27 protein-coding genes are annotated in these 26095 nt (G+C 32.8%); 10 read left to right on the plus strand and 17 right to left on the minus strand.

The window, feature by feature from the left end; all coding sequences use genetic code 11:
• Nucleotides 1-45: 45 nt before the first annotated feature.
• The 12 genes from uvrB to trmD all read right to left on the minus strand — a co-directional run bounded on the left by uvrB (nt 46) and on the right by trmD (nt 13505).
• Nucleotides 46-2037 carry an excinuclease ABC subunit UvrB gene (gene uvrB / locus ACHRV0_RS15020; RefSeq protein WP_129054271.1) on the minus strand — a complete coding sequence of 664 codons (1992 nt, stop codon included), beginning with the start codon at nt 2035-2037 and terminating at the stop codon, nt 46-48.
• Between the two features lie 46 nt (nt 2038-2083).
• A complete protein-coding gene (locus ACHRV0_RS15025; protein WP_395441428.1) occupies nt 2084-3025 on the minus strand; it encodes an alpha/beta fold hydrolase in 942 nt (313 codons plus the stop codon).
• An 82-nt stretch (nt 3026-3107) separates the two neighbouring features.
• Complete coding sequence (locus ACHRV0_RS15030) at nt 3108-3344, minus strand: uroporphyrinogen decarboxylase (RefSeq protein ID WP_089054635.1); 237 nt, start codon at nt 3342-3344, stop codon at nt 3108-3110.
• 81 nt (nt 3345-3425) lie between these two features.
• On the minus strand, nt 3426-4376 hold the full coding sequence (gene rlmF / locus ACHRV0_RS15035; RefSeq protein WP_395441429.1) for a 23S rRNA (adenine(1618)-N(6))-methyltransferase RlmF: 951 nt from the start codon (nt 4374-4376) through the stop codon (nt 3426-3428).
• A 214-nt stretch (nt 4377-4590) separates the two neighbouring features.
• Nucleotides 4591-5253: a thiamine diphosphokinase gene (locus ACHRV0_RS15040; protein WP_129024932.1), complete on the minus strand. Its 663-nt coding sequence runs from the start codon at nt 5251-5253 to the stop codon at nt 4591-4593.
• A gap of 123 nt (nt 5254-5376) precedes the next feature.
• A complete protein-coding gene (locus ACHRV0_RS15045; protein ID WP_395441430.1) occupies nt 5377-5823 on the minus strand; it encodes a DUF1572 family protein in 447 nt (148 codons plus the stop codon).
• 46 nt (nt 5824-5869) lie between these two features.
• Nucleotides 5870-6352, minus strand: coding sequence for a GyrI-like domain-containing protein (locus ACHRV0_RS15050; RefSeq protein WP_395441431.1), 483 nt, complete (start codon nt 6350-6352; stop codon nt 5870-5872).
• On the minus strand, nt 6336-7184 hold the full coding sequence (locus tag ACHRV0_RS15055; protein WP_395441432.1) for a DUF4249 domain-containing protein: 849 nt from the start codon (nt 7182-7184) through the stop codon (nt 6336-6338). The genes ACHRV0_RS15050 and ACHRV0_RS15055 overlap by 17 nt, the downstream gene beginning before the upstream one ends.
• A 37-nt stretch (nt 7185-7221) precedes the next feature.
• Nucleotides 7222-9603, minus strand: coding sequence for a TonB-dependent receptor domain-containing protein (locus tag ACHRV0_RS15060; protein WP_395441433.1), 2382 nt, complete (start codon nt 9601-9603; stop codon nt 7222-7224).
• 148 nt (nt 9604-9751) lie between these two features.
• On the minus strand, nt 9752-11974 hold the full coding sequence (locus ACHRV0_RS15065; protein WP_395441434.1) for an NADP-dependent isocitrate dehydrogenase: 2223 nt from the start codon (nt 11972-11974) through the stop codon (nt 9752-9754).
• 284 nt (nt 11975-12258) lie between these two features.
• Nucleotides 12259-12609, minus strand: a complete 351-nt coding sequence (gene rplS / locus ACHRV0_RS15070) for a 50S ribosomal protein L19 (protein ID WP_089055403.1) — start codon at nt 12607-12609, stop codon at nt 12259-12261.
• Between the two features lie 221 nt (nt 12610-12830).
• A complete protein-coding gene (gene trmD, locus ACHRV0_RS15075; protein WP_395441435.1) occupies nt 12831-13505 on the minus strand; it encodes a tRNA (guanosine(37)-N1)-methyltransferase TrmD in 675 nt (224 codons plus the stop codon).
• 214 nt (nt 13506-13719) lie between these two features.
• On the opposite strand from trmD, the gene ACHRV0_RS15080 reads away from it, so the two are divergent.
• The 8 genes from ACHRV0_RS15080 (at nt 13720) to ACHRV0_RS15115 (ending at nt 19591) form a co-directional block, all read left to right on the plus strand.
• Nucleotides 13720-14046 carry a hypothetical protein gene (locus tag ACHRV0_RS15080; protein ID WP_395441436.1) on the plus strand — a complete coding sequence of 109 codons (327 nt, stop codon included), beginning with the start codon at nt 13720-13722 and terminating at the stop codon, nt 14044-14046.
• Nucleotides 14047-14158: 112 nt separating this feature from the next.
• Nucleotides 14159-14620 carry a nuclear transport factor 2 family protein gene (locus ACHRV0_RS15085; protein WP_395441437.1) on the plus strand — a complete coding sequence of 154 codons (462 nt, stop codon included), beginning with the start codon at nt 14159-14161 and terminating at the stop codon, nt 14618-14620.
• A 129-nt stretch (nt 14621-14749) separates the two neighbouring features.
• Nucleotides 14750-15625, plus strand: a complete 876-nt coding sequence (locus ACHRV0_RS15090; RefSeq protein WP_395441438.1) for a sugar phosphate isomerase/epimerase family protein — start codon at nt 14750-14752, stop codon at nt 15623-15625.
• A gap of 14 nt (nt 15626-15639) precedes the next feature.
• The gene (locus ACHRV0_RS15095; protein WP_395441439.1) at nt 15640-16551 is read left to right on the plus strand and encodes an archaemetzincin family Zn-dependent metalloprotease; all 912 of its coding nucleotides are present in this window, start codon (nt 15640-15642) and stop codon (nt 16549-16551) included.
• 12 nt (nt 16552-16563) lie between these two features.
• On the plus strand, nt 16564-16908 hold the full coding sequence (locus ACHRV0_RS15100; RefSeq protein ID WP_395441440.1) for a cupin domain-containing protein: 345 nt from the start codon (nt 16564-16566) through the stop codon (nt 16906-16908).
• 145 nt (nt 16909-17053) lie between these two features.
• A complete protein-coding gene (locus tag ACHRV0_RS15105; RefSeq protein ID WP_395441441.1) occupies nt 17054-18205 on the plus strand; it encodes an MFS transporter in 1152 nt (383 codons plus the stop codon).
• A gap of 46 nt (nt 18206-18251) precedes the next feature.
• A complete protein-coding gene (locus tag ACHRV0_RS15110) occupies nt 18252-19184 on the plus strand; it encodes a peptidylprolyl isomerase (RefSeq protein ID WP_129024846.1) in 933 nt (310 codons plus the stop codon).
• A gap of 95 nt (nt 19185-19279) precedes the next feature.
• Nucleotides 19280-19591, plus strand: a complete 312-nt coding sequence (locus ACHRV0_RS15115; RefSeq protein ID WP_395441442.1) for a cytochrome c — start codon at nt 19280-19282, stop codon at nt 19589-19591.
• A gap of 112 nt (nt 19592-19703) precedes the next feature.
• On the opposite strand, the gene ACHRV0_RS15120 is transcribed toward ACHRV0_RS15115, so the two are convergent.
• Nucleotides 19704-20099, minus strand: coding sequence for a GreA/GreB family elongation factor (locus tag ACHRV0_RS15120; protein WP_129024844.1), 396 nt, complete (start codon nt 20097-20099; stop codon nt 19704-19706).
• A 414-nt stretch (nt 20100-20513) separates the two neighbouring features.
• The gene (locus tag ACHRV0_RS15125; protein ID WP_089055413.1) at nt 20514-21068 is read right to left on the minus strand and encodes a thioredoxin family protein; all 555 of its coding nucleotides are present in this window, start codon (nt 21066-21068) and stop codon (nt 20514-20516) included.
• A 174-nt stretch (nt 21069-21242) separates the two neighbouring features.
• On the opposite strand from ACHRV0_RS15125, the gene ACHRV0_RS15130 reads away from it, so the two are divergent.
• Nucleotides 21243-21578: a tRNA-binding protein gene (locus ACHRV0_RS15130; protein ID WP_129024843.1), complete on the plus strand. Its 336-nt coding sequence runs from the start codon at nt 21243-21245 to the stop codon at nt 21576-21578.
• Between the two features lie 80 nt (nt 21579-21658).
• Here the strand turns inward: ACHRV0_RS15130 and ACHRV0_RS15135 are convergent, their stop codons facing one another.
• The 3 genes from ACHRV0_RS15135 to ACHRV0_RS15145 form a co-directional block, all read right to left on the minus strand.
• Entirely contained in the window at nt 21659-22207 is a 549-nt protein-coding gene (locus tag ACHRV0_RS15135; RefSeq protein ID WP_395441443.1) for an RBBP9/YdeN family alpha/beta hydrolase, read from the minus strand.
• A gap of 147 nt (nt 22208-22354) precedes the next feature.
• On the minus strand, nt 22355-22723 hold the full coding sequence (locus ACHRV0_RS15140) for a PUR family DNA/RNA-binding protein (RefSeq protein ID WP_078227816.1): 369 nt from the start codon (nt 22721-22723) through the stop codon (nt 22355-22357).
• Nucleotides 22724-22792: 69 nt separating this feature from the next.
• A complete protein-coding gene (locus ACHRV0_RS15145) occupies nt 22793-24571 on the minus strand; it encodes an ABC transporter ATP-binding protein (RefSeq protein WP_129024841.1) in 1779 nt (592 codons plus the stop codon).
• Nucleotides 24572-24774: 203 nt separating this feature from the next.
• On the opposite strand from ACHRV0_RS15145, the gene ACHRV0_RS15150 reads away from it, so the two are divergent.
• Nucleotides 24775-25881 (plus strand): Glu/Leu/Phe/Val dehydrogenase, encoded by a 1107-nt coding sequence (locus tag ACHRV0_RS15150; RefSeq protein ID WP_089057618.1) that lies wholly within the window; start codon nt 24775-24777, stop codon nt 25879-25881.
• Nucleotides 25882-26095 lie beyond the last annotated feature (214 nt).

Consider the following 26095-nt stretch of genomic DNA (forward strand, 5'->3'; position numbering starts at 1 on the left):
GTATGAAAATATTTTAAATAATTGATAATTAGCTTGTTGGGTTTTTTAAGCTAATTGATCTTGTAGTTTTTTAATATCATCACGCAGTTTGGCAGCTTGCATAAAGTCTAACTCTTTTGCTGCTTTTTCCATTGATTTTCTTTTTTCTCGAATCATTTTTTCTAACTCAGACTTAGATAAATAAGCTGTTTCAGGTTCAGCGGCAGCAGGTAAAGTATGTCCTAATTCGTATTCTACCAAAGGATTTTTTGTAAAAGCGCTGTCTATTTTTTTGTTTAATGCCTGGGGTGTAATACCGTGCTCAGTATTGTAGTTAATCTGTTTAGTTCTTCGATAATTAGTTTCGTCTATTGTTCTTTGCATGCTTGCCGTAATTTTATCAGCATACATAATCGCTTTTCCATTTAAGTTTCTGGCTGCACGACCAATAGTTTGTGTTAAAGATCTATGGTTACGTAAAAAACCTTCTTTATCAGCATCAAGAATGGCAACAAGAGAAACTTCGGGTAAATCTAAACCTTCACGAAGCAGGTTAACTCCAATTAAGACATCAAAAATACCTTTTCGTAAATCTTGCATGATTTCGATTCGTTCTAAAGTATCAACATCAGAGTGAATGTAACGGCATCGAATGTTTACTTTAGTTAAATATTTGGCTAATTCTTCGGCCATTCTTTTCGTCAAGGTAGTTACCAGAACTCTTTCGTCAAGTTCACATCGAACTTGTATTTCTTCGATCAAATCATCAATCTGATTTAAACTTGGTCTTACTTCAATAATTGGATCTAATAATCCTGTCGGACGAATAATCTGTTCTACATAAATTCCGTCAGACTTTTGCAATTCATAATCTGCAGGTGTTGCCGAAACGTAAATAACCTGATTCTGCATAGCTTCAAATTCTTCAAATTTCAAAGGTCTGTTGTCCATTGCGGCAGGAAGTCTAAAACCATATTCAACCAAATTTTCTTTTCGGCTGCGGTCACCTCCGTACATGGCGTGAACTTGCGAAACCGTTACGTGGCTTTCATCAACAACCATTAAATAATCACTTGGAAAATAGTCTAGTAAACAGAAAGGTCTTGTTCCGGCTTCACGTCCGTCAAGATAACGCGAGTAATTTTCAATTCCAGAACAATATCCCAATTCGCGAATCATTTCTAAATCAAAATTGGTTCGTTCTTCAAGACGTTTAGCTTCTAAATGTTTGCCTATTTCTTTGAAATAATCAACTTGTTTTACTAAATCTTGTTGAATTTCCCAGATTGCGCCTTGTAAAACTTCAGGAGAAGTCACAAACATATTGGCGGGATAGATCGTTAATCTTTTAAACTTTTCTATAACCTGTGAGGTTTTAGGATCAAAAGCTTCGATTTCTTCAATCTCATCTCCAAAAAAGTGAATTCGATATGCATCATCTGCATAGCTGGGATAAACTTCAACAGTGTCTCCTTTAATTCTAAAAGTCCCTGGATTAAAATCGGCTTCAGTTCTGGCGTATAAACTTTGTACAAGACTATGTAGTAATTTAGTTCTCGAAATAACTTGATCTCGAGTTATTTCGATTACGTTTTTTTGAAATTCTACAGGATTTCCAATACCATATAAGCAGGAAACTGAGGCAACAACTAAAACATCGCGTCTTCCTGAAAGTAAAGAAGAAGTAGTGCTTAAACGCATTTTTTCCAGTTCTTCATTGATAGATAAATCTTTCTCAATAAAAACTCCTGTAACAGGCATAAAAGCTTCAGGCTGATAATAGTCGTAATAAGAAACGAAATACTCAACCGCATTATTTGGAAAAAATTGCTTGAACTCTGAATATAATTGTGCCGCCAAAGTTTTATTATGTGCTAAAACCAGCGTTGGACGCTGTACTTCTTGAATAACATTGGCTACTGTAAATGTTTTACCAGATCCTGTAACTCCTAATAAAGTTTGATATTTTTCGCCGTCGACTATACCTTGCGACAATTTTTGAATTGCTTGAGGTTGATCTCCTTTTGGACTATATTCTGAAGTTACTTGGAAATTCATTTTTTATGACTGAAGATTAGTTTTGTAAAGATACAAAGTTTGAATTCTATTCTAAAAAATTAATGACTGCGTCATTTGTAATTTTTGCTTGGTCAATAGTTAAAAAATGCCCCGCATCTTTAATAGTTTGAGTTTTGCAGTTTATTAAAAATTTTTGTGCTCTTGTCAGACTTTCTTCAGAGTTGATAACGTCATGATCTCCAATTAATACTAATACTGGATTTGTAATTGATTGTAATTCTTCATCTGAAAACGGGCGCATTTTAAGCATGCTGGAATTTGATTTTGCATATTTGTTTGCCAAATAAAATTGCCTTTTGTAAATCGGGTTTATGTTTTCGGGATGCGTTGAGAATGTTTCTAGCGTTTTATTGAATTTTTTTTCACTTGGGAAAAGCTTCAACAGCAATGCAGAACTTGTTTTTCTGACTTTATCTATGAATTTAAAAGTCTGTGCAGGACTTAGTAGAACTATTTTATCAATAGAATTTGTTTTTTCAGAAGCTAATAATGCGGCGATCCAGCCGCCTCTTGATGCTCCAATAATATCGAATTGTTTTAATTTATAGAAACTGAAAATTTCATTGTACCAAATCACAATTTCTTTTGAGGAAAGCGGTTTTGCTGTTAAAGTTGATTTTCCGGGTTCCATCAAAAAATCGATCGCATAAATTCTATGATTTTTTGCTAAAGCTTTAATGTTAGGATACCACATGGTTGAGGTTGCGTCCATTCCGTGAAGTAAAACCAAGCTTTTTCCGTTTTTTGGTCCCGCAATAATCACGTGAGCCGTTCCAAAGCTTGTTTTTACATTTTCTTCTGTATACGGAATATTCCAAAGTTTTAATGCTTTGTCGTACGCACTTAAATATGTCTTTTTTTCGCTTTTGGTTTCGAATATATAATCATCAAATTTTGCTTCTTTAATGGATGAACAACTTGTGATTACTAATAATATTAGGACTAATCTGAAGTATAATTTTTGCATTGCAATAAAATTCAATTTAGCTAAAGATACAATTCTAGAAAAGCGTTTTTGTATCAGAATTTTGTTTTAAAATATCATAATTCTAAGGTTCGTTTTTTTGCACAGTTAAGTGATAGACTTGTACTAATGCTAAAATTCCGTTAGGAATAATAACAGGCAGAAGCCATTGACTAACGTCTCTGTAATCTTTTAAAAAGATGCCGTATATCACAAAACACATACACCCGAAAAAATTAATTAAACGTATTTTTTTAAGGTCTTTCAGTAAAAAACCTCCTACAATAAAAAATGATGCTAGGTAACCAATATAATCTGCCATGATTTTGATATTGAATAGTTTATAGTAAACTTACCAAAAGCAAATTATAAAATCAAGGTTTTGAAGTTGAAAATCAATATTTTAAAGCGTCCACTTTTGCTGTTCTGGTTTACTTAAAAAACTCCAAGCCACAATTCGACTGTTTTTTTGCCCTTGCGACATTTCGATAGTTTTTACAGAAACGGCATTTACTTTTTTCAGGGTTTTGTAAATGGAGGATAGATTTTCTTTTTTAGAAACTAATGTTGTGAACCATAAAACTTGCGAAGCATATTTTACACTTTCGTAAATCATTTGAGTTACAAAACCAATTTCGCCGCCATTGCACCATAATTCAGCATTTTGACCTCCAAAATTTAAAACAGGATTTGTAGTTTTCTTTTCCTTCGGATTTAAATTGGATACTTTTCTAGAAGTGCTTTTATTCGCTTCTTCTGCCGATGCGTGAAAAGGCGGATTACACATAGTAAATGTAAAACGATCTTCAGGAATGATGATGTTTTTAAAGATAAATCGAGATTCTGTCTGCTGCTGTAAACTTATTGTGTCAATTAATTTGGGGTTTGCTTCGATAATTTTACTGCAGTTTTCAATTGAAGTTTTATAAATATCTGTTGCGACAAAACTCCAATTGTAAATCGAATTCCCTAATATCGGATAGATTAAATTTGCGCCTGTTCCGATATCTAGTCCCATGACAGAATTACCTTCGGGAATTTGACCATGATTCGTTTCTGCCAATAAATCGGCTATATAATGAATGTAATCGGCTCTGCCTGGAATAGGAGGACAAAGATAATTTTTAGGAATATCCCAATTTTTAATGTCGTAATAGGTTTGAAGTAAAGCTTTGTTGAGCGTTTTTACAGCAAGGGGGTTACTGAAATCAATGGTTTCAATACCATATTTATTAGTAGAAATAAAAGCTTTTAATTCAGGACAATTTGAAATAAGTAATTCAAAATCATAGCGTGAGCGATGAATATTTCTAGGATGTAAATTGTCTTTTTGAGAATTGTTTTCTGCTTTCATTTTTATTGATTTCTGTGCAAAGATAGGTATTCCTTCCTTTAAAGAATGCTCCAGAGAAGCGTAATATTTATAACCAATTAATTTATAATTAAAACAAAAGCTCCAGCGGAGCGACATAGATTTTGTGTATCACCCCGCTGGAGTTTTAATTAGAAGAAGAGATTTTGATCTATAAACATTGCGTCCCTCCGGGGTTTTTTATTTTCAAATGTTTCTAATCAAAACATTCCATTAAAAGCAAATCACCTTCACGATGTGTAATGGTTACAATTCCGTCTTGTTCTACAGAATTACTGCTTCCGGTTCTATACCCCATGGTTAGTGTATCGTCTTGTAATTCGTATTTTAGATTTTTAGAAGAAATTCCGTTTACAACGCCAATTGGAATTAACGAAATTGGTGTTTTAGCGGTGTACCATTTTTCAAATTTTGTTGGCAGCAAGAATATTTTTGAATGATCGTCGAGAATCACAATTTTAAGTAAATTGCGGTAACGAACAATATTGGTAAGATTGGTAATGGTATGATCTGCACGTCTTCCAGTAGCCCAAACTACATTTACGGCAGGAATTTTTCTTTCTATTAAATAATCAAAAGCTTTTTCTAAATCGGTTTTATTTTGATCTGGAGTGTGAACGATTTCGATAGGATATTGTGAAGTTTTATATATTTCGGGATCAAAACCACGATCAAAATCACCTAAAAGCACATCGATTTTAATGCCTAAATCTATAACGCGTTCAATGGCTGAATCTAATACAATAACAAGCGGTGACCACTCTAATAATTGACCTAATAATTCAGGATTGCAGGCGGCGCCGTTTGCAATTATTAAAGCGGGTTCCTGATCGTCGCGAACTATATGGTGTGATGACATGTTATTTTTTTTGAATGTGACGCAAAGGTACTGTTTACAATTTTAGATTTCTGATTTTAGATTTTAGTTTTTTTTTGCAAAAGATTTTAGGACAATCTAAAATCTATACTCTAAAATCGGCAATTATAAATCCAATAATCTTCGATGATAATTAATTTGTCCAAGATGATAAGCTAAATGCGTAGAAAGATGAACGAAAAAGAATCCTGTAGTCATTTGTTTTTCAAAAACGATCTGCGGATAAATGGCGTTTAAATCTTCTTCGGATAAAAGATCAAGAGTGTTGTTTACCACGATAATGGTTTCCTCGATTTTACCGATTAATTCTGATTTAGGAATATCTTTTAAAGAAAATTCTAATGGACGATTTCTAACATATCCTGTTTTTCCTATTTCGGCACCAATATAGGTGTTGATGTTGCCAATTAAATGAAGGCAAAGATTTCCGCCAGAGTTTGAAATGTTTTTGTCGATTGCCCAAAGCTGATTTTCATTTTGGTACGATTCTATTTCGAATTTTAATTTGTTCAAATCCCTATTAAATAGTGATTTTAATGTTTCTACCAGCATATTTTTTTTAGTTGAAAATTAAGAATAATAAAGATGATGTTGAAAATTAGTCTCTATTTCTTATCGGAATCCAGATTTCCTCTTCTGAGTTTGGGTCGTCTTTTTTGTATTTATGATCCATTACTGCAAAATGAGGTCTGTCATCAACAGTGTATTCTGATTTTGGAAGCCATTCTGCAAAAATAGAATGGTAGGTTTTGTGTCCTTCAGATGCTGGGCCATAATGAATAAAAACGGCATACAAACCAGTTGGTATTACTAGTGTTTCCATTTCTGACGGAATTACATCAAAATTAGTAACGGCTATTGCTGCCCATTTTTGAAAACTTTTATTGGGATCAAAATTGTCAAAATGGTTTGGTGAAAAAACTTCTAAAGAATATAAATTAGAGTCAATTGAATTTTTAATTTCACGGCGTTTTGGCATAAAGCTGCTCCATAATTGAAACGTTCGATTTTCAATAAATGACATATTGATTCGTTTTCCAATTAGTTTTTTTTCGGTTGCGATTTTAATTTGTGCTTCCATTTTTATCACTTAGTTCAATTTTATATTTTTTTGAGTCAGTTTCGCTGAGTGCAAAATACCCTAACGGATAATTTGCCTTATCTGTTGTGTTGATAATGTTTCCTCTTACAGTTGCAGGCGGTGATTGAAATGGACCTCCAGCATTACTTCCCGCAATGCTTACTAAAATGCTCATGTAATTGTAATATTGTTTGGAAATGCCCAAATGTGTTACTTGAATCTCATTGCCCACTTCAATATCTTCATCATCTGATTTACTAAAGTATTCGTTGCCTTGGTAGAATTTATCTTCGCCAACATAATAAGTAGAGGTTACTTTTTTTGAATACTCGTATTTATATAAGTAAAAATTATCCTCATTTGCAGGGTCGTTATAAAAGGCTCTTATTTCTATATCAGTTCCTGTAATGCCGCTTTTATTATTCTGTTCAATTCTAGTTATGGGCGCTACAGATTTTAGAGTTTCAGTTGCGGTGTAAGTGCTTCCGCCGCTAATAATGGTTAATGTATAGGTTTCTTCAATTTTTGGTTCAAAATCATTACAAATATAGCGACCTGTTTTTGGGGCTTCAGTAAAATTAAATCGTTTGTTTTTACTGTTTTTAATATAAACAACAGCTCCAGAAACTATTGGCACCTTATTTTCAAAATACCCTGTAGTTGTAGTTAATTTTATTACCTGTTGTTTTCCTGTTGTGCCTTTTTGCCAGTTTATTGAGGCTTCAATTACTAATTTTGGAGGCGCTGTATCAAGATCTACCTCTACAACTTCTTCACAACTTGTAAAAAGCGCAGATGTAAATAATACGATTAATAAAATAACTTTTTTCATAATATTTTTTTTGTTTCTCTACAGAACTGAAACTTCTTTAAAATTTAAAATTATAGCTGACAGCAGGCACCATACCAAAGATTGACAATCGTACAGCTTCATTTACTCCTGTGTCTAGGTTTTGCCTAAAGTTGATTGATGCTGCATTTTGGCGATTGTAGAGATTGTATATACTAAAAACCCATTCAGCTTTCCAATTTCTGTCTTTGTTTTTTCTTGGTGTTAAAGTGGCCGAAATATCTAAATGATGATAAGCAGGCAGGCGATCTTTATTTCGAAGGCCATAACTTGGAACTGTAATTCCTAAATATTCATATTGACCGATTGGATATGTAACAGGCTGTCCTGACTGCAGGATGAAATTAGCGCCAAACGACCATTTATCGTTTAAGTTGTAAGCTGATGTTACAGCTAAATTATGTGTTTTGTCATAAGCAGAACTGTACCATTTTCCGTTATTGATGCCTGTTTCTTCTGGAGTTCTTCCCGGTGTCTGTTGTTCTGACTTAGATAAAGTATAAGAAATCCATCCATTAAATTTACCTTCATTTTTCTTCAACATAATTTCTACACCATATGCACGCATTTGTCCGTTTAAAATTACTTGTTCAATCGCGTCATTTGCAATTAAATCAGCACCGTCAATATAATCTAGTCTGTTTTTGATTTTTTTATAATAGGTTTCAACTTCAAGAGAGTAAACGCCATTATTAATATTTCTAAAATACCCCAAAGCGACTTGATCAGCAAGCTGCGGTTTAATGTAATTATCACTAGGCATCCAGACATCCAGCGGAGTAGGAGATGAGGTATTCGAAATTAATTGAAGATATTGCGCCATGCGATTGTAACTTGCTTTTATGGCTTGATCGTCATTTAATTGATAAGAGACAGAGAATCTTGGTTCTAAGTTGTTGTAATCCTGAATAATTTTATTAGAACCAAAATATTTTGTAGATGAAGGAGTTGCTTTTTCGTAAATCTGCATATCCGTGTTAAAAAGCACAGGATTATTATTGTCATAATAATTAATGGTCGATGCACCTAAACGATAAAACAAGCTGTAGCGTAATCCATATGCCATTGTTATTTTTTTAGAAAGCTGGCTTTCGGCATCTAAATAAATTGAAGGTTCAAATGCATATTTTCGATCCAGTTGATCTGGATTTATTCCAGATGTAGTATTGCTTGGTTTAATAGTTCCGGGATTAAAATCATAATAAATACCGCTTAAGCCATAATTTAGTTTGAATTTATCCGAAATGTAGTGTTTGAAATCGTATTTAATATTATAGTTTTTGATGCCCGAATCCCATTTGAAGCCAACAAAATCCAAATCAAGACCATAATAATAATCACTGTATATCAAGGATAAATTTGAGAATAGTTTATTAGAATACAAGTGATTCCAACGAAGATTTAAAGTAGAGTTTCCGTAAGTATTCGTAAAGTTTTTATTAAGGCTGAAAACGTCTCTTCCAAAATATCCAGATAAATATAAGCTGTTGTTATCGTTTAATTTATAACTGAATTTCGCATTTAGATCATAAAAATAAGCAGAGTTGTCTTTGTTTTCTTCAGATAGTTTTAAGAACAAATGAGCGTATGAAGCTCTTCCGCCAATTAAAAAAGAACCTTTGTCTTTTACAATTGGCCCTTCTAAAAGTAATCGGCTTGATATTAAACCAATTCCTCCATTCATGTGAAAATTTTTGCTGCTTCCGTCCTTTTGATAAATATCTAATACTGAAGAGGCACGACCTCCAAATCTGGCAGGGATTCCTCCTTTATACAATTTTAAATCTTTGATTGCATCTGGATTAAAAACAGAGAAAAATCCAAATACGTGAGAAGAGTTAAAGATTGTAGCTTCATCTAATAAAATTAAATTTTGATCAGCACCGCCGCCTCGCACATTAAATCCAGATGCTCCTTCGCCTGCATTAGTTACTCCCGGAAGCAGTAGAATGGATTTAATTACATCGACTTCACCTAATACTACAGGCATTTTTTTAATGGTAGAAATAGAGAGTTTGTTGACACTCATTTCTGGCGACTTAATATTTATTTTGCCTTTATTATCTTTAATAATAACTTCTTGAAGTTCTTGACCGCTTTCGCTGATTGAGAAGTTATTTTTAGTGTTTTGATCTAAAATAATGGTTTTATGAATGGTTTGGTAGCCTAAATAACTAATTTCAGTTTCATGTTCGCCGCTGGGAACTGTAAGGGAATAAAAACCATATTCGTTTGTAGTTGTTCCAATTTTTAAAGCAGGAATGTAAACGTTTACACCAATTAAACTTTCGTTGTTTTTAGAATCTTTTATAGTTCCGCTGAGGGTGAATTTTTCCTGAGAAAAAGAAGCAAATGTGGTAAAAATAAGGATAAGAAGTAAACTAATCTTTTTTGTAATCATTGCTTTGGTTTTGAACTACATAGTTAATAATTCTTACTAAATATAGCAGGCTGAATTTTGTTAAACATTAGTTAAGAATAAAAAAAGGACAACCTTGCGAGTTGTCCTTTCGGTATTTATTATAGAGACGCACAGCGGTGCGGCTGAATTATTTTATTTTAGCAATAATTGCATTGAATGTTTCACTAGGACGCATTGCTTTGCTTACCAATTCAGGCGTTGGCTGATAGTATCCGCCAAGAGTCTGAGGTTTTCCTTGTGCACCAATTAATTCAGCATCAATTTTAGCTTCATTAGCTTCAAATTCAGCAGCAATTGGAGTAAAGATAGCTTTTAATTCAGCATCTTTATTTTGAGCAGCCAAAGCCTGAGCCCAATAGAATGCAAGGTAAAAGTGAGAACCACGGTTGTCGATTTGTCCAACTTTACGAGCTGGAGATTTATCGTTTGCTAAGAATTTATCATTTGCTTCATCAAGAGTTTCAGCTAAAACAATTGCTTTAGAATTGTTTAAAGTTTGTCCTAAATGCTCTAAAGAAGCACCAAGAGCTAAAAATTCTCCTAGTGAATCCCAACGTAAATATCCTTCTTCTGTAAATTGCTCAACGTGTTTAGGAGCAGATCCTCCAGCACCAGTTTCAAACAATCCGCCACCGTTCATTAAAGGAACGATAGATAACATTTTTGCAGAAGTTCCTAATTCTAAAATTGGGAATAAATCTGTTAAATAGTCACGTAAAACGTTTCCAGTTACAGAGATAGTATCTAGACCTTTGATGATTCTGTCTAAAGTAAATTCAGTTGCAGCAACTGGATTTAAAATGCGAATATCTAAGTTTGTAGTATCGTAATCTTTAAGATATTTTTGAACTTTTGCAATCAATTCTCTGTCATGCGCTCTGTTTTCGTCTAACCAGAAAACGGCAGGAGTACTTGATAAACGAGCTCTGTTTACAGCTAGTTTAACCCAGTCTTGAATAGGAGCGTCTTTTGCCTGACACATTCTGAAAATGTCATTTGCTTCAACGTTTTGCTCCATTAAAACAGTTCCATTTGTATCCACAACGCGAACAACACCTTCTTCTTTCAATTGGAAAGTTTTATCGTGCGATCCGTATTCTTCTGCTTTTTGAGCCATCAATCCAACGTTAGGAACACTTCCCATTGTTTTAGGATCAAAAGCACCGTGTTTTTTACAGAAATCGATAGTTGCAGTATAAATTCCAGCATAAGAACGATCTGGAATAATAGCGATTGTATCTTGTTGTTTTCCTTCTTTGTTGTACATCTGTCCAGAAGTACGAATCATAGCAGGCATAGATGCGTCTACAATTACGTCAGAAGGAACGTGTAAGTTTGTAATTCCTTTATCAGAATTTACCATTGCAAGAGCTGGTCCGTTTTCGATAGCAGCATTGATTGCAGCTTCAACTTCAGCCTGCTCAGGTTTTCCTGCAATTTTTGCATAGATATCACCTAAACCATTTCTAGTGTCAATGTTTAATTCTTTGAATAAAGTTTCGTATTTTTTGAAAAGATCAGCAAAATAAACTTCAACGATAGCGCCAAAGATAATTGGATCTGAAACTTTCATCATTGTAGCTTTTAAGTGCACAGAAAGTAAAACTCCAGCAGCTTTAGCTTCAGCAATTGCTTCAGCAACAAAACTTTTTAAAGCTTTTAAATGCATTACAGAGCTGTCGATAATTTCACCAGCTTTTAAAGGAGTACTTGCTTTAAGAACAGTTGTAGAACCGTCTTTAGCAACAAATTCAATTTTTACATCATTAGCTTCAGTAACCGTAAGTGATTTTTCACTTCCGTAAAAATCACCATTTGGCATAGAAGCTACCTTAGTTTTTGAGTCAGCAGACCAAGCACCCATAGAGTGCGGATTTGCTTTTGCAAAGTTTTTAACGGCTCTTGGAGCTCTACGATCAGAGTTTCCTTCACGTAAAACTGGGTTTACTGCAGAACCTAATACTTTTGCATATTTTGCTTTAATTTCCTTTTCAGCATCGTTTTGCGGATCTTCTGGGAAATTAGGAATGTTATAACCGTGTGATTGCAATTCAGCAATAGCAACTTTTAATTGTGGTACAGATGCAGAAACGTTTGGTAACTTGATAATATTAGCTTCTGGCTTTGTCGCTAATTGACCCAATTCAGCCAAAGCGTCACCTGTTTTTTGAGCATCTGTTAAAGACTCAGGGAAATTAGATAAAATTCTTCCTGCTAACGAGATATCTCTAGTTTCAATAGCAATACCAGCTGTGGAAGTAAAAGCTTGAACAATAGGTAATAAAGAGTAAGTCGCTAATAACGGCGCCTCATCAGTTAAGGTGTAAAAAATTTTTGAATTCTGTGTCATTTTTTTTTTTTTTTTTTTATAATCGTGTCGTCAAGGAATGGCGATGTGAATGATATAGTCGGCTCAAAATGAGCGGAGCAAATATAATAAAAACAGTCCGAAAACGGTATAGTTTTACCGAGAAATACTGGAATTATCAGATTGCTAATTCGCACACGTTAAATTGCCAAATCGATGATTTTGATATTAAAAAATTGCAGTTTTATTATTTCGGAAATTTGGAGCAAAAAAAAACTCGTTTCAAATGATATGAAACGAGTTTTTTATAACAATTAGATAAATGATTATCTTCTTTTATCTTTAATCTTAGCTTTTTTACCAGTAAGTTCTCTGAAGTAGAAAATTCTAGCTCTACGAACAGAACCTTTCTTGTTGATTTCGATTTTTTGTAAAGCTGGTAAGTTTACTGGGAAGATACGCTCAACTCCAATAGCTCCAGACATTTTACGAATCGTGAAAGTTTCTGTGTTACCAGAACCTCTTCTTTGAATAACAACTCCTTTAAAAAACTGAGTTCTTGTTTTTTCACCCTCTTTAATTTCGTAGAATACTGTAATAGTATCTCCAGCTCCAAATTCAGGGAAATCTTTTCTAGCAACGAATTCGTCTTGAACGAATTTTAATAAATCTGCCATGATAATTTTATTATTATAGTTTTATTTAGAGTAACATTCACGGATCTCGCCAGAGGTTAGTCCAATTCGGGTGCAAATGTAAAAAATAATTATAAATTATGAATTATAAATTGTGAATTATTTTTTAAGATATAAAATTGAAGTCTGTAAAGCTGTAATGTTCTAAAAATGAATATGCTGAGTTGTATACTTTATGACTTAAGACTCTAAAATTTTCTAGATTATTCCAGCAAATCAGGTCTTCTGTTTTTAGTGTGTTCATAAGCCATATCTTCACGCCATTTATCAATTTTGGCAAAATGTCCGCTCGTTAAAACATCAGGAACTTTCCATCCTTTATAATCAGCAGGTCTTGTATAAATAGGTCCTGAAAGTAGATTATCTTGAAAACTGTCTGTTAAAGCTGAGGTTTCATCGCTCAAAACTCCTGGAATTAATCGAATTAAAGCATCAGATAAAACTAAAGCACCTAATTCACCGCCAGATAAAACATAATCGCCAATAGAAATTTCTTTAGTAATAAAATGATCTCTTACACGCTGATCAACACCTTTGTAATGTCCGCATAAAATGATAATATTTTCATACATCGACATTTTGTTGGCCATTTTTTGGTTTAATGTTTCACCGTCCGGCGACATATAAATAATTTCATCATACTCGCGTTGGCTTTTTAAGTGTGTGATACAATCGTCAATTGGCTGTACAGTCATTACCATTCCTGCACCTCCGCCAAAAGGATAATCATCAACACTTTTTTGTTTGTTGGTTGTATAGTCGCGTAAATTATGAAAATGTACTTCTACTAAACCCTTATCAATAGCACGTTTCATAATCGATGCCTCAAACGGGCTTCTTAATAATTCCGGCAAAATCGTTATAATGTCAATTCGCATTGTTTTTCTTCAAAAGTTTGCTGCAAAGATACAAAGTTAATATTTGAAGTTTTAATGATTTAATATTTGAAACCTTTAGGTGTGTTAAACAGAAATATTTGAACATTGAGAATAGTTTAAGTTAATGTTTATTTAAACTATTGATAATCCTTGGTTTGTTTCTTCTTTTTAGAGAAAGGTTATTTTTATAAAGTAATAAGCCTAAATATAAAAGATGAAAAAATATGTATTATTAACCATGATCGTAATTCTTGCCTCGTGCTCAAGTTCGAAAAATACTTTAGACGGTTTGACGGGTAAAACGAGACATAGCCTTATTAAAAGCTGGGGATTTCCTATTCGAACTGTTAACAATGCTCAAGGGCAGATATTGGTTTATGCAGATCAAGTTTATAAAAATTCTAATAATACAGAATCGAGAATTGCTGGACCAAGTTATTGGAATTATACCTATATATACATTGATTTCGAAGGAAAAGTGTATTCATATAAAAATGAAAAGCAGAATTACCCGCCTCAGCAAATCGTTTTTACGAATTAATTTGAATATGCTTTTTTTTTTAGTAGTTTGTAATCAATGGAATAAGGTTGTTTGTTTAAGTGAATTATTATTAAATTTAACTACTTTTATTGAAGCTTAAAATCAATAATAGATGAAAAAAGGAATAATTATACTTGCTGTAATTTTTTTACTTGTTTCTTGTAACAACCAAAATCAATCAAAACCAATGGATATCACACAAAATGAAAAAGTAATAAAGCAATATTTTGAATATTTCAATAGCCATAATTGGGAAAAAATGGCCGAAATGTATACTGAAACAGCCGATTTTAAAGATCCGTCATTAGGACAAGGAATTGTAAAGCAAACTCGCAAGCAAATTCAGGAAAAATATGCAGCATTAAATGAAGTTTTTCCAGATTTAAAAGACAGTATTGTTCAAATATATCCGTCAGGAGAGAAACACATAATTGTTGAATTTGTTTCAACTGGTACTGCTCCTGATAATTCAAAGTTCGAACTGCCAATCTGTACTATTTTTACAATCGAAAATGGAATGATTACAAAAGATTTTACTTATTTTGATAACTTTGAAGAAGAAGGCGAAAAGTAAAATAGAGTGAGGAAAAATGAATGAAAAAGGAGAAATTACAAATAAAGACAATGAAATTGCTCTAGATGACTTTATTCGTGATTTTGAAAATCAATTTGTGTAGTTTTAAGTTTACTTTTTCTTATAAAGATGGTAACAAGAAGAAATTTTATAATAAACAGCAGTTTGGCAGGAGCGGCAGTTTTAGTTCTGCCGTCATTAGCATTTAGTATGGAAAAAAAAGAAATTGGCCTGCAGTTATATACGCTGCGTGAGGAACTTCCAAAAGATGTAAAATCAACTTTAAAGAAAGTATCAGATTCTGGTTATTCTATTGTTGAAACTTACGGATTTTCAATCAAAGATCAGTTTTGGGGATTAACTCCTTCAGAATTGAAAAAGATTTTGGATGAAAATGATTTGAAAGCCGTCAGCGGTCATTATAATTTAGGAAGTTTTCTTTATGATGGAAATAAAGAAGAATTGGTTGCCGCTATTAAGGCAGCAAAAGTTTTAAAAAGTGATTTCTTAACCGTTCCATGGATTGACGAAGCGTATAGAAAAAATAGTGATGATTATAAAAAAATTGCCGCACGTTTGAATGAAGCCGCTAAAATGTGTAAACAAGAAGGATTAAAATTTGCGTATCATAACCACGATTTTGAGTTTCAAAAACTAGAAAACGGTGCTACAGGTTATGATATTTTGCTAAAGGAAACAGAAAAAGATTTAGTGTTTTTTGAATTAGATTTGTACTGGGTTGCCCGCTCAGGCAACAATCCTCTTGATTTGTTTGCTGCAAATCCGTGGCGTTTTAAAATGTGGCATGTAAAAGATATGGATAAAGAAAACCAGAGTTTGAATACTGAAATTGGTTCAGGATCTATTGATTTTAAGCCTTTTTTCAAGCAGCGAAAAATTGCGGGAATGACGTATTTTTTTGTAGAGCAGGAGAACAATTATGTTCCTAATGCTATTGATTCAATTAAAACCAGCTGTGATTTCATTTCAAAAAACTTAATCTGAATAAGAAGCAATTTATGAAGAAACTTGTTTTGTTGGTGTTAGTAATTTTTTGTTCTTGTCATTCGAATAAGAAAGAAGAAAATAATTCAAAGTCAAAGTCACAGTTAAACGCACAACCAATTTTACCGCCTCAACCTTATTTTGTAGATATTAAAGTTAATGATGTTAAGCTTGAGGAACCAGTTTTTGGTGATTGGTTGTTTTCTCATAAAGAGAAAGGACAAAGTTTTGAGCAATTTGTTCGAACTAAACATGTTGTCCCAACAAAAGAAGAGAATATTATCTATTTGAAACCAATTGGAAAATTTAATTCTTCACAATTAAAACAAATTGAATTGGTTCGTCAATATTTACAAATATTTTTTCAACTTGAAACCAAGGTTTTGGAAACGGTTTCAAATGATATTATTCCAAATCATGCCAGACGAATTGGAGATGTTGGACAAGAACAATTTTTAGCGGGATATATTTTGACAGATGTTTTGAAAGAAGAAAGTCCTGATAAAAGAATTGCACTAATGGCAATAACTGAAAAGGATTTGTACCCAAAACCAGAATGGAATTATGTTTTTGGGCTGGCATCTTACAGAGATAAAATTGCGGTAAGTTCTATTTACAGAATGCAGAAAGAGGCTGATTTTAATTTATGCTTAGATCGATTGCTGAAAATTTGTTCGCATGAGATTGGGCATATGTTTGGTTTGCATCATTGTATTGAAGTAAATTGCGTCATGAATGGAACCAATAGTATGGTAGAAACAGATAAACATTCTATTAGATTATGTTCCCTTTGTCAAAGAAAATTATATTCGGGGTTTAAGTATGATAATGTAAAAAGGTTAAAAGAATTAGAAAAATATTTTAAGGATAACAATTTAGCTGAAGGATTACAGTTAACAAAAAAAGACCTTAAAAGCATTCAATAAAAATTAAATAATATGAGTTTCGGTACAAGTAAAGAGTTTATTAAAGGAGATGAAATAGAATGGGAAGTAGTAGGCGAAGGAATCAAACGTAAAATATTGGCTTTTGATGATCGCGTTATGCTTGTTAATGTACATTTTGAAAAAGGAGGAATTGGTGTCTTACACGAACATTATCATTCTCAAGTTACTTACGTTTCAAGCGGTAAATTTGATGTTACAATAAGCGGTGTTACACAGACTTTGAAAGAAGGAGATAGTTTTTATATTCCACCTCATGCTGTTCATGGTGTTGTTTGTTTAGAAAGCGGTCTTTTAACGGATGTTTTTAGTCCAATGCGTGAAGATTTTATGAAATAAAACAGTTTTCAGATACTGCATAATTGGTATAAAAAGGCTTGGTTTTAATGGAGACTTTAGAAATTTTATAATTTTTTTAAAGTTTTGGTTCCAATTAGAATAGTATTTTTGCAAAATGAATTTATCCAAAACGAATGTCCTTTTTATGGCAGTTTGCACTGGTCTTATAGTTGCAAATCTTTATTACTGCCAGCCTTTAATTGTTTTAATTGCCAACGAATTTAAAATTCCAGAAGCCAGCGCTGGAACTATAACCTATTTAACTCAGGCGGGTTATGCTATTGGGTTGTTTTTTATGGTGCCGCTTGGCGATAAACTAGAACGTAAAAAACAAATTTTAATAACCACTTTTGCTTCTGTAATAGCATTACTTATTGCCGCAGCAGCAAAAAGTTTCTTAGTTTTGCAAATTGCTTCTTTGCTGATTGGAATTACATCAATTGTGCCACAGCTTATTTTGCCCTTGGCAGCCTCATTGAGCACTCCTGAACAAAGAGGAAAAGTAATTGGAACCATTATGAGTGGTTTGTTAGTAGGAATTCTTCTTTCTAGAACTTTAAGTGGTTTTATCGGTCAGATTTTAGGATGGAGATCGATGTTTTATATCGCAGCCGGGATTTGTCTTTTGATCTTTTTCGTTATTCAAAGTAAATTCCCTGTGAATAAACCTCAGTTTAAAGGTACTTATGGCGAGTTGATAAAATCTTTGTTTACACTTATAAAAACACAGCCTGTATTACGTGAAGCAACAATGATCAATGTTTTTAGCTTTGCTCAATTTGGTGCGTTCTGGACCACTATGGTTTTATTGCTTTCAGGAGAACCATTTCATTTTAATAGTGCAACAATTGGTTTATTTGGTATTGTTGGTGCTTCTGGTGCATTGGCCGCGCCTTTGGTTGGAAAAATTGGAGACAAAGGAAATTCTAGAATTGCAGTTGGCTATGGCTGTTTGTTGATTTTAATAAGCTTTTTGATTTTCTATTTTTCTATAGAAAGTGTAATCGGAATTGCGATTGGAATTGTGTTTATTGATATTGGAATTCAAGGAGTGCACATTTCAAATCAAACCCGAGTTTATTCTCTATTACCCGAAGCAAGAAACAGGTTAAATACCGTATTTATGTCATTTAGCTTTTTAGGAACCGCAGCGGGATCTGCATACGGATTATTGTTGTGGAAATTAGGCGGATGGCACGCTGTGGCAATTGGCTGTATGGTGTTGTCATTATTAGCATTAGCCGTTTACGGACTTACTTATAAATCAAAATCTAAAAAAATAGAAAGCACAAATTGATAAAAAATTAATTTGTAAATTTGCAATCAAATTAAAAATAACAACAATGGAAAACGGAATATACGCTAAATTCAACACTAGTAAAGGTTCGATTTTAGTAAAACTAACACACGATTTAACACCAGGAACCGTAGGGAATTTTGTAGCTCTTGCAGAAGGAAATATGGAGAATAAAGTAAAACCTCAAGGACAAAAATTTTATGACGGATTAAACTTTCATAGAGTAATTCCTGATTTCATGATTCAAGGAGGATGTCCAAAGGGAACTGGAACTGGAGATCCAGGTTATAAATTTGATGATGAATTTGTATCAAGCTTAAAACACGATCGTCCAGGAGTTTTGTCTATGGCAAATTCTGGTCCAGGAAGTAATGGTTCTCAGTTTTTTATTACTCACGTTCCAACTCCTTGGTTAGACGGGAAACATACTGTTTTTGGTCATGTTATCGAAGGACAAGATGTAGTTGATGCTGTTGCTCAAGGTGACGGACTTGAGACTTTAGAAATTATTAGAGTTGGTGAAGAAGCTCAAAAATGGAATGCAATTGAAGCTTTTATTGGTTTAAAAGGTGCTCGTTTGAAACGTGAAGCAGCTTTAAAAGCAGAATCTGAAGCAAAAATGGAGCAATTAGCTGCTGGTTTTGATAAAACAGAAAGCGGTTTACGTTACAAAATGATTCAAAAAGGTGACGGTAAACAAGCTGAAGCTGGAAAAACAGTTTCTGTTCACTACGAAGGATCTTTAGAAAACGGAAAAGTTTTTGATTCATCTTACCCACGTAAAAAACCTATCGAATTTAGATTAGGTCAAGGTCAAGTTATTGAAGGATGGGATGAAGGTATTGCTTTATTGCAAGTTGGAGACAAAGCTCGTTTTGTAATTCCTTCTGATTTAGCTTACGGACCATCAGGTGCAGGAGGAGTAATTCCGCCAAACGCAACTTTGATTTTTGACGTTGAATTAATGGATGTAAAATAATAAAACTGATAAAGTTTAAATTGATTTTAAATAGAATCCCATTCGCCTTGTCGAATGGGATTTTTTTTATATTTACTTAAAAATAAATCAAGGCAATGAAAACAAAAAATCTAACTTTAGCAGTTGTAACGTTACTTTTAGCGTCGTGCGGTACAAAAAAAACAAGTGCTGCAACAGCAGAAACTTCTGCTCCAGCTTCTAAAACGGTAAAAGCCGAATTAACTCCTGAATTGGCAGAGGGTAAAAATTTGTATGATAATAGTTGTGCGAGATGTCACAAATTGTACGAACCAAAAGATTTTACGAAAGAAGATTGGCAGCCAATTTTGGTGCGTATGCAGAAGAAAGCAAAGTTAGATGATGTGAAAATGGCATCAATAACAAATTATATTCATTCGCAATTATAATTTGCTCTTAAGAAATGATAATTAAAACTATTCAGTAAGTCTATTGAATAGTTTTTTTTTGTTTTAGATAGATATAAAAAAAACACCGTCACAGAATGAGGTGTTTAAAAAGTTATAAATTATGTACAGCCGTATTGTCTACTGCAATTATTTTCAAAGTCTTTATGCCGGCAGGTAATTCCCAATCGACTTCGTCATTTTCTTTAAATCCGATGATAGCAACGCTTAATGGAGCAAGAATCGAAATTTTAGATTGTTTTACGTCTGCAGATGAAGGTAAAACGATTTGAATTTTCATTTGTTTGTTTGCCTTTACATCTTCAATCGTTACAAAAGAATTAATTCGGATTACTGAACTATCCAGTTCGCCTTCTTTACTAATAACTGCGCGGTCCAATTCTTGTGAAAGCTGATTTGCTTCTTTAGTATTTGTTGAGTTTTTACTTTTTAATATCAATTCTCTTAAAAATTGATAATCTGTTTTACAGAATGTGGGTGTCGGTTTCATATATCTATATTTTATTATTATAATTTAAATGTTTGTACTTTAGTTTTGTTCTTCGTTCAGGCTGGTTAGATAATTTGTTAATTCAAAAAAATCAAATTGTAGATTTAGTACAATAGATGTTTTTGGAATTGTTGGATTAAAAAAAGCAAAAAATTATTTGAGAGAAGTTACTCTTTCAAATAAAAATAAATATTAAAATGTGGTATAAATCCTCCGCCTGAAAGAAGAAATTGGAATAGACGGAGGCCTAATTAATAAAGGCCTTACTATGTGAAATAAAAACAGCACCAGACAGTTCTCTTCTTAAAGAAGACAACAACAGGTAAACTGTAAATATTGTTATAGTGCTCAAAATGAGTATTTGTTTATTAGAAAGTACAAAGATAGGTAAACTTTTTTAAAGGTGTACACTCTTTATTTCCATTTGATATTACAGCCTATACTTGGTTTTTGAATTGTATTTAAAGAACGATTGTAAATCAAGGCATCAATGGCACTTCTTAAATCGCTTCCACTTAACGGAATTCCGTTTCCGGGTCTTGAATCATCAAGCTGTCCTCTGTAAAATAATCGATTTTGACTATCGAATAAATAAAAGTCAGGAGTACAAGCGGCGTCATAAGCTTTTGCAATTTCCTGTGTTTCATCAAATAGGTATGGAAAATCAATTTTATTTTTAAAAGCAAATTCAGTCATCATCTCCGGCGAATCTTCAGGATATTTTTCAATATCGTTGCTTGAAATAGCTATTACACCAAGTCCTTGAACGCGATAATCATTTGCAATCATTACGATTTCTTTGATTACATGAAGAACAAACGGGCAATGATTACACATAAAAATAACAAGAGTTCCTTTTGATCCTTTCAAATCTTCAAATGAATATTCATTATTAGAATTGGTATCTTTTAGATAAAAATTGGGAGCAATTGTTCCCAAAGGAATCATATTTGAAGGAGTTCGTGCCATTTTTATAAAAAATTAGTTCTCAAAAATAGGGTTTAATTTCTGTAAAAAAAAGAGCACAAGAATAATTCTTCTCAAGCTGCTTTTAAGAGGAAAGGCAGTTCTAAAAAATAGGTGGCAGAAATAATGAAATTATGAACAAAATTTATAGGTTTGTAAATAATCAAAAATTAAAAAATGGATTTAACTTGGAACGAATTTGAAAGAACAGATATGAGAGTTGGAACTATCGTCGAGGTAAATGATTTTCCTGAAGCGAGAAAACCGGCATATCAACTAACCATAGATTTTGGTGCCGAAATTGGCATTAGAAAATCATCTGCACAAATTACAAAACGCTACCAAAAAGAAGATTTAGTAAACAGACAAATTGTGGCAGTTGTAAACTTTCCTAAAAAACAAATAGGAAAATTTATGAGCGAATGTCTTGTTCTTGGCGCTGTAGGCGAGGAGGGAGATGTTATTTTGTTAGCTCCCGATTTTAAGATTGAAAATGGGCTTCGTATTGGATAGTGTTCAGTGTTCAGATTTTGAGTGTTCGGTTTTAGATAAGTAAATAATTGAACGCTAAAAATCTGAACAATGATTACTTGTTACTTATTAATATTCGATATCAGCTTTTGCAAAATCGCTTGCCCTTCTTCCCAATATTTTAAATCAGAATCGGAGTTAATGTGGCCTTGTCTTCCAATATTTACAAAATCACTTCCCCATTTTTCAGCAAAATACTGTTTTCTTTCAAACAAAGAGTAAGGATCATTTTCGCTGGCTACAACTATAGACGGAAATGGTAATTTGTAAAGCGGCATTGGCGAAAAATTTCTAATAACATCAGGAGTGTGTTCGGGCGAATCGACATCGGCGGGAGCGACCAATAATGCGCCTGCGATATTTTTGTTGTTATTTGTTTCTGCCCAGTGTAATACTAAAGAAACGGCTAAACTGTGGGCGACCAAAATAGTTGGTTTGTCAAGTTTTGAAACTGCTTCATTTAAGCGGAATATCCAATCTTCGCGAACAGGTTCGTCCCAATTATCCTGAACTAAACGGATAGAATTTTTAAATTTCTCATGCCAAAAGGTCTGCCAATGTTTGTCGCCTGAGTTTCCCAAGCCGGGTAATATTAATAGTTGTATTTCCATTTCGTGGAATTTTTATATATTAAAATGGTTAGTTTAAAAGTTTAGATTTAGTTTTATCTCGACTAAATTTATAGAGTTTAAATATATAAAAAAAGTCCAAAATGCGAATCATTTTGGACTTGTACTTTTTAAAAAGTTATAATAGGACTAAATATCGTCAAAATCGATATCTGTAAAGCTAGATCTTTGTCCTTCAGGTTTATCAGAACTGTATTCTTTTTTAAAATCTTTTTGATGTCTTTCAGAAATTACTTCTTCGCCTTTGTGGTTCAAAACGTATGAAGTCATTTCTTCTAATATTTCGGCAAAAGCACTAAAATCTTCTTTGTATAAATAAATTTTGTGTTTTTTAAAATGAAAAGAACCATCTTCTTCAGTAAATTTTTTACTCTCAGTAATTGTGATATAATAATCGTCAGCTTTAGTAGCTCTCACATCAAAGAAATAAGTTCTTCTTCCTGCTCGTAATACTTTAGAAAAAATCTCTTCTTTTTCTAACATGTCATTTTCTCTCATAATACGTTCTATCATTTTTTGGAATTAATAGTACTCAAAAATCATAAAAAATTATCTATTACGCAACAATTAAAGTAATTCTTTTTCCGAAAGTTGTTTTAAATATAACGATGAATAATAGCCCTCCTGATTTATTAATTGATTATGAGAGCCTTGTTGAATGATTTTACCATCTTCTAAAATTATAATTTTATCAGCATTCTTTGCAGAGGAAACTCGATGACTCACTATTATTGTAGTCTTATTTTTACATATTTCAAAAAGGTTATTTAGGATTGTTTCTTCTGTTTCGGTATCTACCGCAGATAAACAATCGTCAAAAAGTAAAATGGCTGGATTTTTTATAATTGCCCTCGCAATCGACACACGTTGTTTTTGTCCGCCTGAAAGTGTTATACCTCTTTCGCCCAAAACAGTATCGTATTGTTTGTTGAAAGCGGCAATATTATCATGTACAACGGCACTTTTGGCAGCTTCAATCACTTCTTCATCTGTTGCGTTTTGATTGCCAAATTTGATATTGTTTTTAATCGTATCCGAAAATAAGAAAGCATCTTGAGGAACAATTCCAATATTATTTCGCAAATCATTTAAGTTTAAAGTACTGATTTCATTTCCGTCAATCGTTATTCTTCCATCAGTAACATCATACAAACGTGATATCAAGGATAATATAGTCGATTTTCCAGAACCAGTTTTTCCTAAAATAGCTAATGTTTCTCCCTTTTTTACCGTAAAAGTGACATTTTTTAAAGCTTCAATATTGGTATCTGCATAAGTAAAATTTACATTTTCAAAAGCAATTGAACCTTGAATATCAGATGAGTTTGGATTGTTGTTTTTGATTTCTGGTTCGATTTTCAAAAATTCATTTAAACGTTTTTGAGATGCTTCCGCTTCCTGAACCATAGATGAAACCCATCCTAATGAAGCAACAGGCCATGTAAGCATATTTACATATAGTATAAATTCGGCAATAGTTCCAATATTCGGAATGGTTCCGTTAATATACATTACGCCTCCAAAATAAATCACAACCAAATTACTTATTCCAATAAGAGCAATCATTAAAGGACCAAATAACGATTGAACTCTTGCTAGACTTAAGCTTTTACGTTTACTTTCTTCTGCAAGATCAATCATGTTGTTTTGATGTTGATTTTCTAAGGAATAGGCTTTTATAACTCTAATTCCTGAAAATATTTCCTGCGAAAAACTTGAAACTTTTGATAAGTATTGTTGAAAGGTTGTGCTTCGCTTATTGATTTCGGAACTTAGTTTGAAAATGCAATACGATAAAATTGGTAAAGGCAGAATAGTATATAAGGTAAGTAAAGGCGAAACATTATACATATATAGTATAACAATTGCAAAACGAATAAAAGTATTTATAGAATACATTACTGCAGGACCTACATACATACGAACTTTAGAAACGTCTTCACTTATTCTGTTCATCAAATCTCCGGTACGGTTTTGCTTGTAGAAGTTCTGAGAAAGATTTTCGTATTGTTTAAAAACCTCGTTTTTCAAATCAAACTCAATATGACGCGACATTACAATTAAAGTTTGGCGCATTAAAAAAGTTAAAAATCCTCCGACAATGGCACTTGCGGTGATTAATAGTGCATTATGAATTAATTCTCGCTGATAGAAATCGACAATGATTGCAGAGTTTCGATCTGTTTCTGATAATTTTAGAAAGCGCTCAATTACGTCAAAACATTTGCTGACTAATTTTGGAGTAAATAAGAAAAATATTTGTGCGATTATGGTGATTAAAATACCTAAAGAAAAACTGTATTTGTACTTAATGAAATATTTGTTTAAATAGCTTAATTCTTTCATTTTTTTAAGAGATTCAATATTGAATTGATTTAATTTTATGAATTATTCTTAATTAAAATTATAATAAAATGCAATTAAATCAGAAATAATATATTGTATAATTGTTATTATATAGATAAAAAATTAGCACAAGTGTATTTTTTGTTTAAGTTTGAGAAGTCTTTTTGACAAATTCATAATTTTAACTAATTAATACTAGCGCTATGGATGCAGCTTTCGCAACTGGAAAGGAACTTCAAAAAATGGATCCTGTTTTTGGTCAATTATCTTTTGACGATCACGAACAAATTGTATTTTGCAATGACAAAGATACAGGTTTAAAAGCAATTATTGGTATTCATAATTCGGTTATGGGTCCAGCTTTAGGTGGTACTAGAATGTGGAATTACAATACTGAATGGGAAGCGTTAAACGATGTTTTACGTCTTTCAAGAGGTATGACTTATAAATCAGCTATCACCGGTTTGAATATCGGAGGTGGTAAAGCAGTAATTATTGGTGATGCTAAAACGCAAAAAACACCTGAGTTAATGCGAAAATTTGGTGAGTTTGTTCACTCTTTAAGCGGAAGATATATTACGGCTGAAGATGTTGGAATGGAAACTAAAGATATGGATACTGTAAGAGATGTAACTCCTTACGTAACTGGAATCTCTGAAGAAAGAGGTGGTTCTGGAAATCCTTCTCCTGTAACAGCTTACGGTGTTTATTTAGGAATGAAAGCGGCTGCAAAAAGCCAATTTGGTTCTGATGTTTTAGACGGTAAAAAAGTTTTAGTTCAAGGAATTGGACACGTGGGTGAAACTTTGGTTGAATATTTAACTAAAGAAGGAGCTCAGGTAACGATTACTGACATTAACGAAGAAAAATTATATCAGGTCGCTTCAAAATACAATGCGACAATTTATACTGGTGAGGATTTATATACTGCAGATGTTGATATTTATGCGCCATGTGCAATGGGAGCGACGATTAACGATAATACAGTTAACAAAATTAAAGCTAAAGTTATCGCTGGTGCTGCAAACAACCAATTGGCAGACGAGAATGTTCACGGTGCGAGATTACAAGAAAGAGGAATTTTGTATGCGCCAGATTTCTTAATCAATGCTGGTGGAATTATCAATGTTTATGCTGAATTAGAGCATTATGGTAAAGCAGAAATTATGGCAAAAACCGAAAATATCTATAATACTACTTTAGAGATTATCGATTATGCTGTGAAAAACGGAATGACTACTCATAAAGCTGCACTTACAATTGCTCAAAATCGTATTGACGCAAGAAAAATTGAAAACGCTAAGAAATAATTAGTGTTCAGTGTTCACTTTTTTTAGTGTTCAGAAAATATATTAGTAACTCTCAGTTTACAGTTTTTCTGTAAACTGAGATTTTTTTTATCTGCATACTTAGACTGACTACTAAAATAAGGATTACTGATCACTATAAACGGAGACTGACCACTAAATTCTGAAAACTGACCACTAAAACCATTACTTTTTTGCGAATAAATTTTAATATAAG

Source organism: Flavobacterium sp. FlaQc-30 (genome assembly GCF_044005885.1).
GTDB lineage: Bacteria > Bacteroidota > Bacteroidia > Flavobacteriales > Flavobacteriaceae > Flavobacterium.

Excerpts from the sequence above, each read along its gene's own strand:
- ACHRV0_RS15125 (WP_089055413.1), bottom strand. The coding sequence starts at position 21,068 with ATGGCACGAACTCCTTCAAATATGATTCCTTTGGGAACAATTGCTCCC.
- ACHRV0_RS15090 (WP_395441438.1), top strand. The coding sequence starts at position 14,750 with ATGGTAACAAGAAGAAATTTTATAATAAACAGCAGTTTGGCAGGAGCG.
- ACHRV0_RS15100 (WP_395441440.1), top strand. The coding sequence starts at position 16,564 with ATGAGTTTCGGTACAAGTAAAGAGTTTATTAAAGGAGATGAAATAGAA.
- ACHRV0_RS15025 (WP_395441428.1), bottom strand. The coding sequence starts at position 3,025 with ATGCAAAAATTATACTTCAGATTAGTCCTAATATTATTAGTAATCACA.
- rlmF (WP_395441429.1), bottom strand. The coding sequence starts at position 4,376 with ATGAAAGCAGAAAACAATTCTCAAAAAGACAATTTACATCCTAGAAAT.
- ACHRV0_RS15045 (WP_395441430.1), bottom strand. The coding sequence starts at position 5,823 with ATGCTGGTAGAAACATTAAAATCACTATTTAATAGGGATTTGAACAAA.
- ACHRV0_RS15135 (WP_395441443.1), bottom strand. The coding sequence starts at position 22,207 with ATGGAAATACAACTATTAATATTACCCGGCTTGGGAAACTCAGGCGAC.
- ACHRV0_RS15145 (WP_129024841.1), bottom strand. The coding sequence starts at position 24,571 with ATGAAAGAATTAAGCTATTTAAACAAATATTTCATTAAGTACAAATAC.
- ACHRV0_RS15060 (WP_395441433.1), bottom strand. The coding sequence starts at position 9,603 with ATGATTACAAAAAAGATTAGTTTACTTCTTATCCTTATTTTTACCACA.
- ACHRV0_RS15095 (WP_395441439.1), top strand. The coding sequence starts at position 15,640 with ATGAAGAAACTTGTTTTGTTGGTGTTAGTAATTTTTTGTTCTTGTCAT.
- ACHRV0_RS15140 (WP_078227816.1), bottom strand. The coding sequence starts at position 22,723 with ATGAGAGAAAATGACATGTTAGAAAAAGAAGAGATTTTTTCTAAAGTA.
- ACHRV0_RS15085 (WP_395441437.1), top strand. The coding sequence starts at position 14,159 with ATGAAAAAAGGAATAATTATACTTGCTGTAATTTTTTTACTTGTTTCT.
- ACHRV0_RS15120 (WP_129024844.1), bottom strand. The coding sequence starts at position 20,099 with ATGAAACCGACACCCACATTCTGTAAAACAGATTATCAATTTTTAAGA.
- ACHRV0_RS15150 (WP_089057618.1), top strand. The coding sequence starts at position 24,775 with ATGGATGCAGCTTTCGCAACTGGAAAGGAACTTCAAAAAATGGATCCT.
- trmD (WP_395441435.1), bottom strand. The coding sequence starts at position 13,505 with ATGCGAATTGACATTATAACGATTTTGCCGGAATTATTAAGAAGCCCG.
- ACHRV0_RS15115 (WP_395441442.1), top strand. The coding sequence starts at position 19,280 with ATGAAAACAAAAAATCTAACTTTAGCAGTTGTAACGTTACTTTTAGCG.
- ACHRV0_RS15030 (WP_089054635.1), bottom strand. The coding sequence starts at position 3,344 with ATGGCAGATTATATTGGTTACCTAGCATCATTTTTTATTGTAGGAGGT.
- ACHRV0_RS15050 (WP_395441431.1), bottom strand. The coding sequence starts at position 6,352 with ATGGAAGCACAAATTAAAATCGCAACCGAAAAAAAACTAATTGGAAAA.
- ACHRV0_RS15065 (WP_395441434.1), bottom strand. The coding sequence starts at position 11,974 with ATGACACAGAATTCAAAAATTTTTTACACCTTAACTGATGAGGCGCCG.
- uvrB (WP_129054271.1), bottom strand. The coding sequence starts at position 2,037 with ATGAATTTCCAAGTAACTTCAGAATATAGTCCAAAAGGAGATCAACCT.
- ACHRV0_RS15055 (WP_395441432.1), bottom strand. The coding sequence starts at position 7,184 with ATGAAAAAAGTTATTTTATTAATCGTATTATTTACATCTGCGCTTTTT.
- ACHRV0_RS15110 (WP_129024846.1), top strand. The coding sequence starts at position 18,252 with ATGGAAAACGGAATATACGCTAAATTCAACACTAGTAAAGGTTCGATT.
- rplS (WP_089055403.1), bottom strand. The coding sequence starts at position 12,609 with ATGGCAGATTTATTAAAATTCGTTCAAGACGAATTCGTTGCTAGAAAA.
- ACHRV0_RS15040 (WP_129024932.1), bottom strand. The coding sequence starts at position 5,253 with ATGTCATCACACCATATAGTTCGCGACGATCAGGAACCCGCTTTAATA.
- ACHRV0_RS15130 (WP_129024843.1), top strand. The coding sequence starts at position 21,243 with ATGGATTTAACTTGGAACGAATTTGAAAGAACAGATATGAGAGTTGGA.
- ACHRV0_RS15105 (WP_395441441.1), top strand. The coding sequence starts at position 17,054 with ATGGCAGTTTGCACTGGTCTTATAGTTGCAAATCTTTATTACTGCCAG.
- ACHRV0_RS15080 (WP_395441436.1), top strand. The coding sequence starts at position 13,720 with ATGAAAAAATATGTATTATTAACCATGATCGTAATTCTTGCCTCGTGC.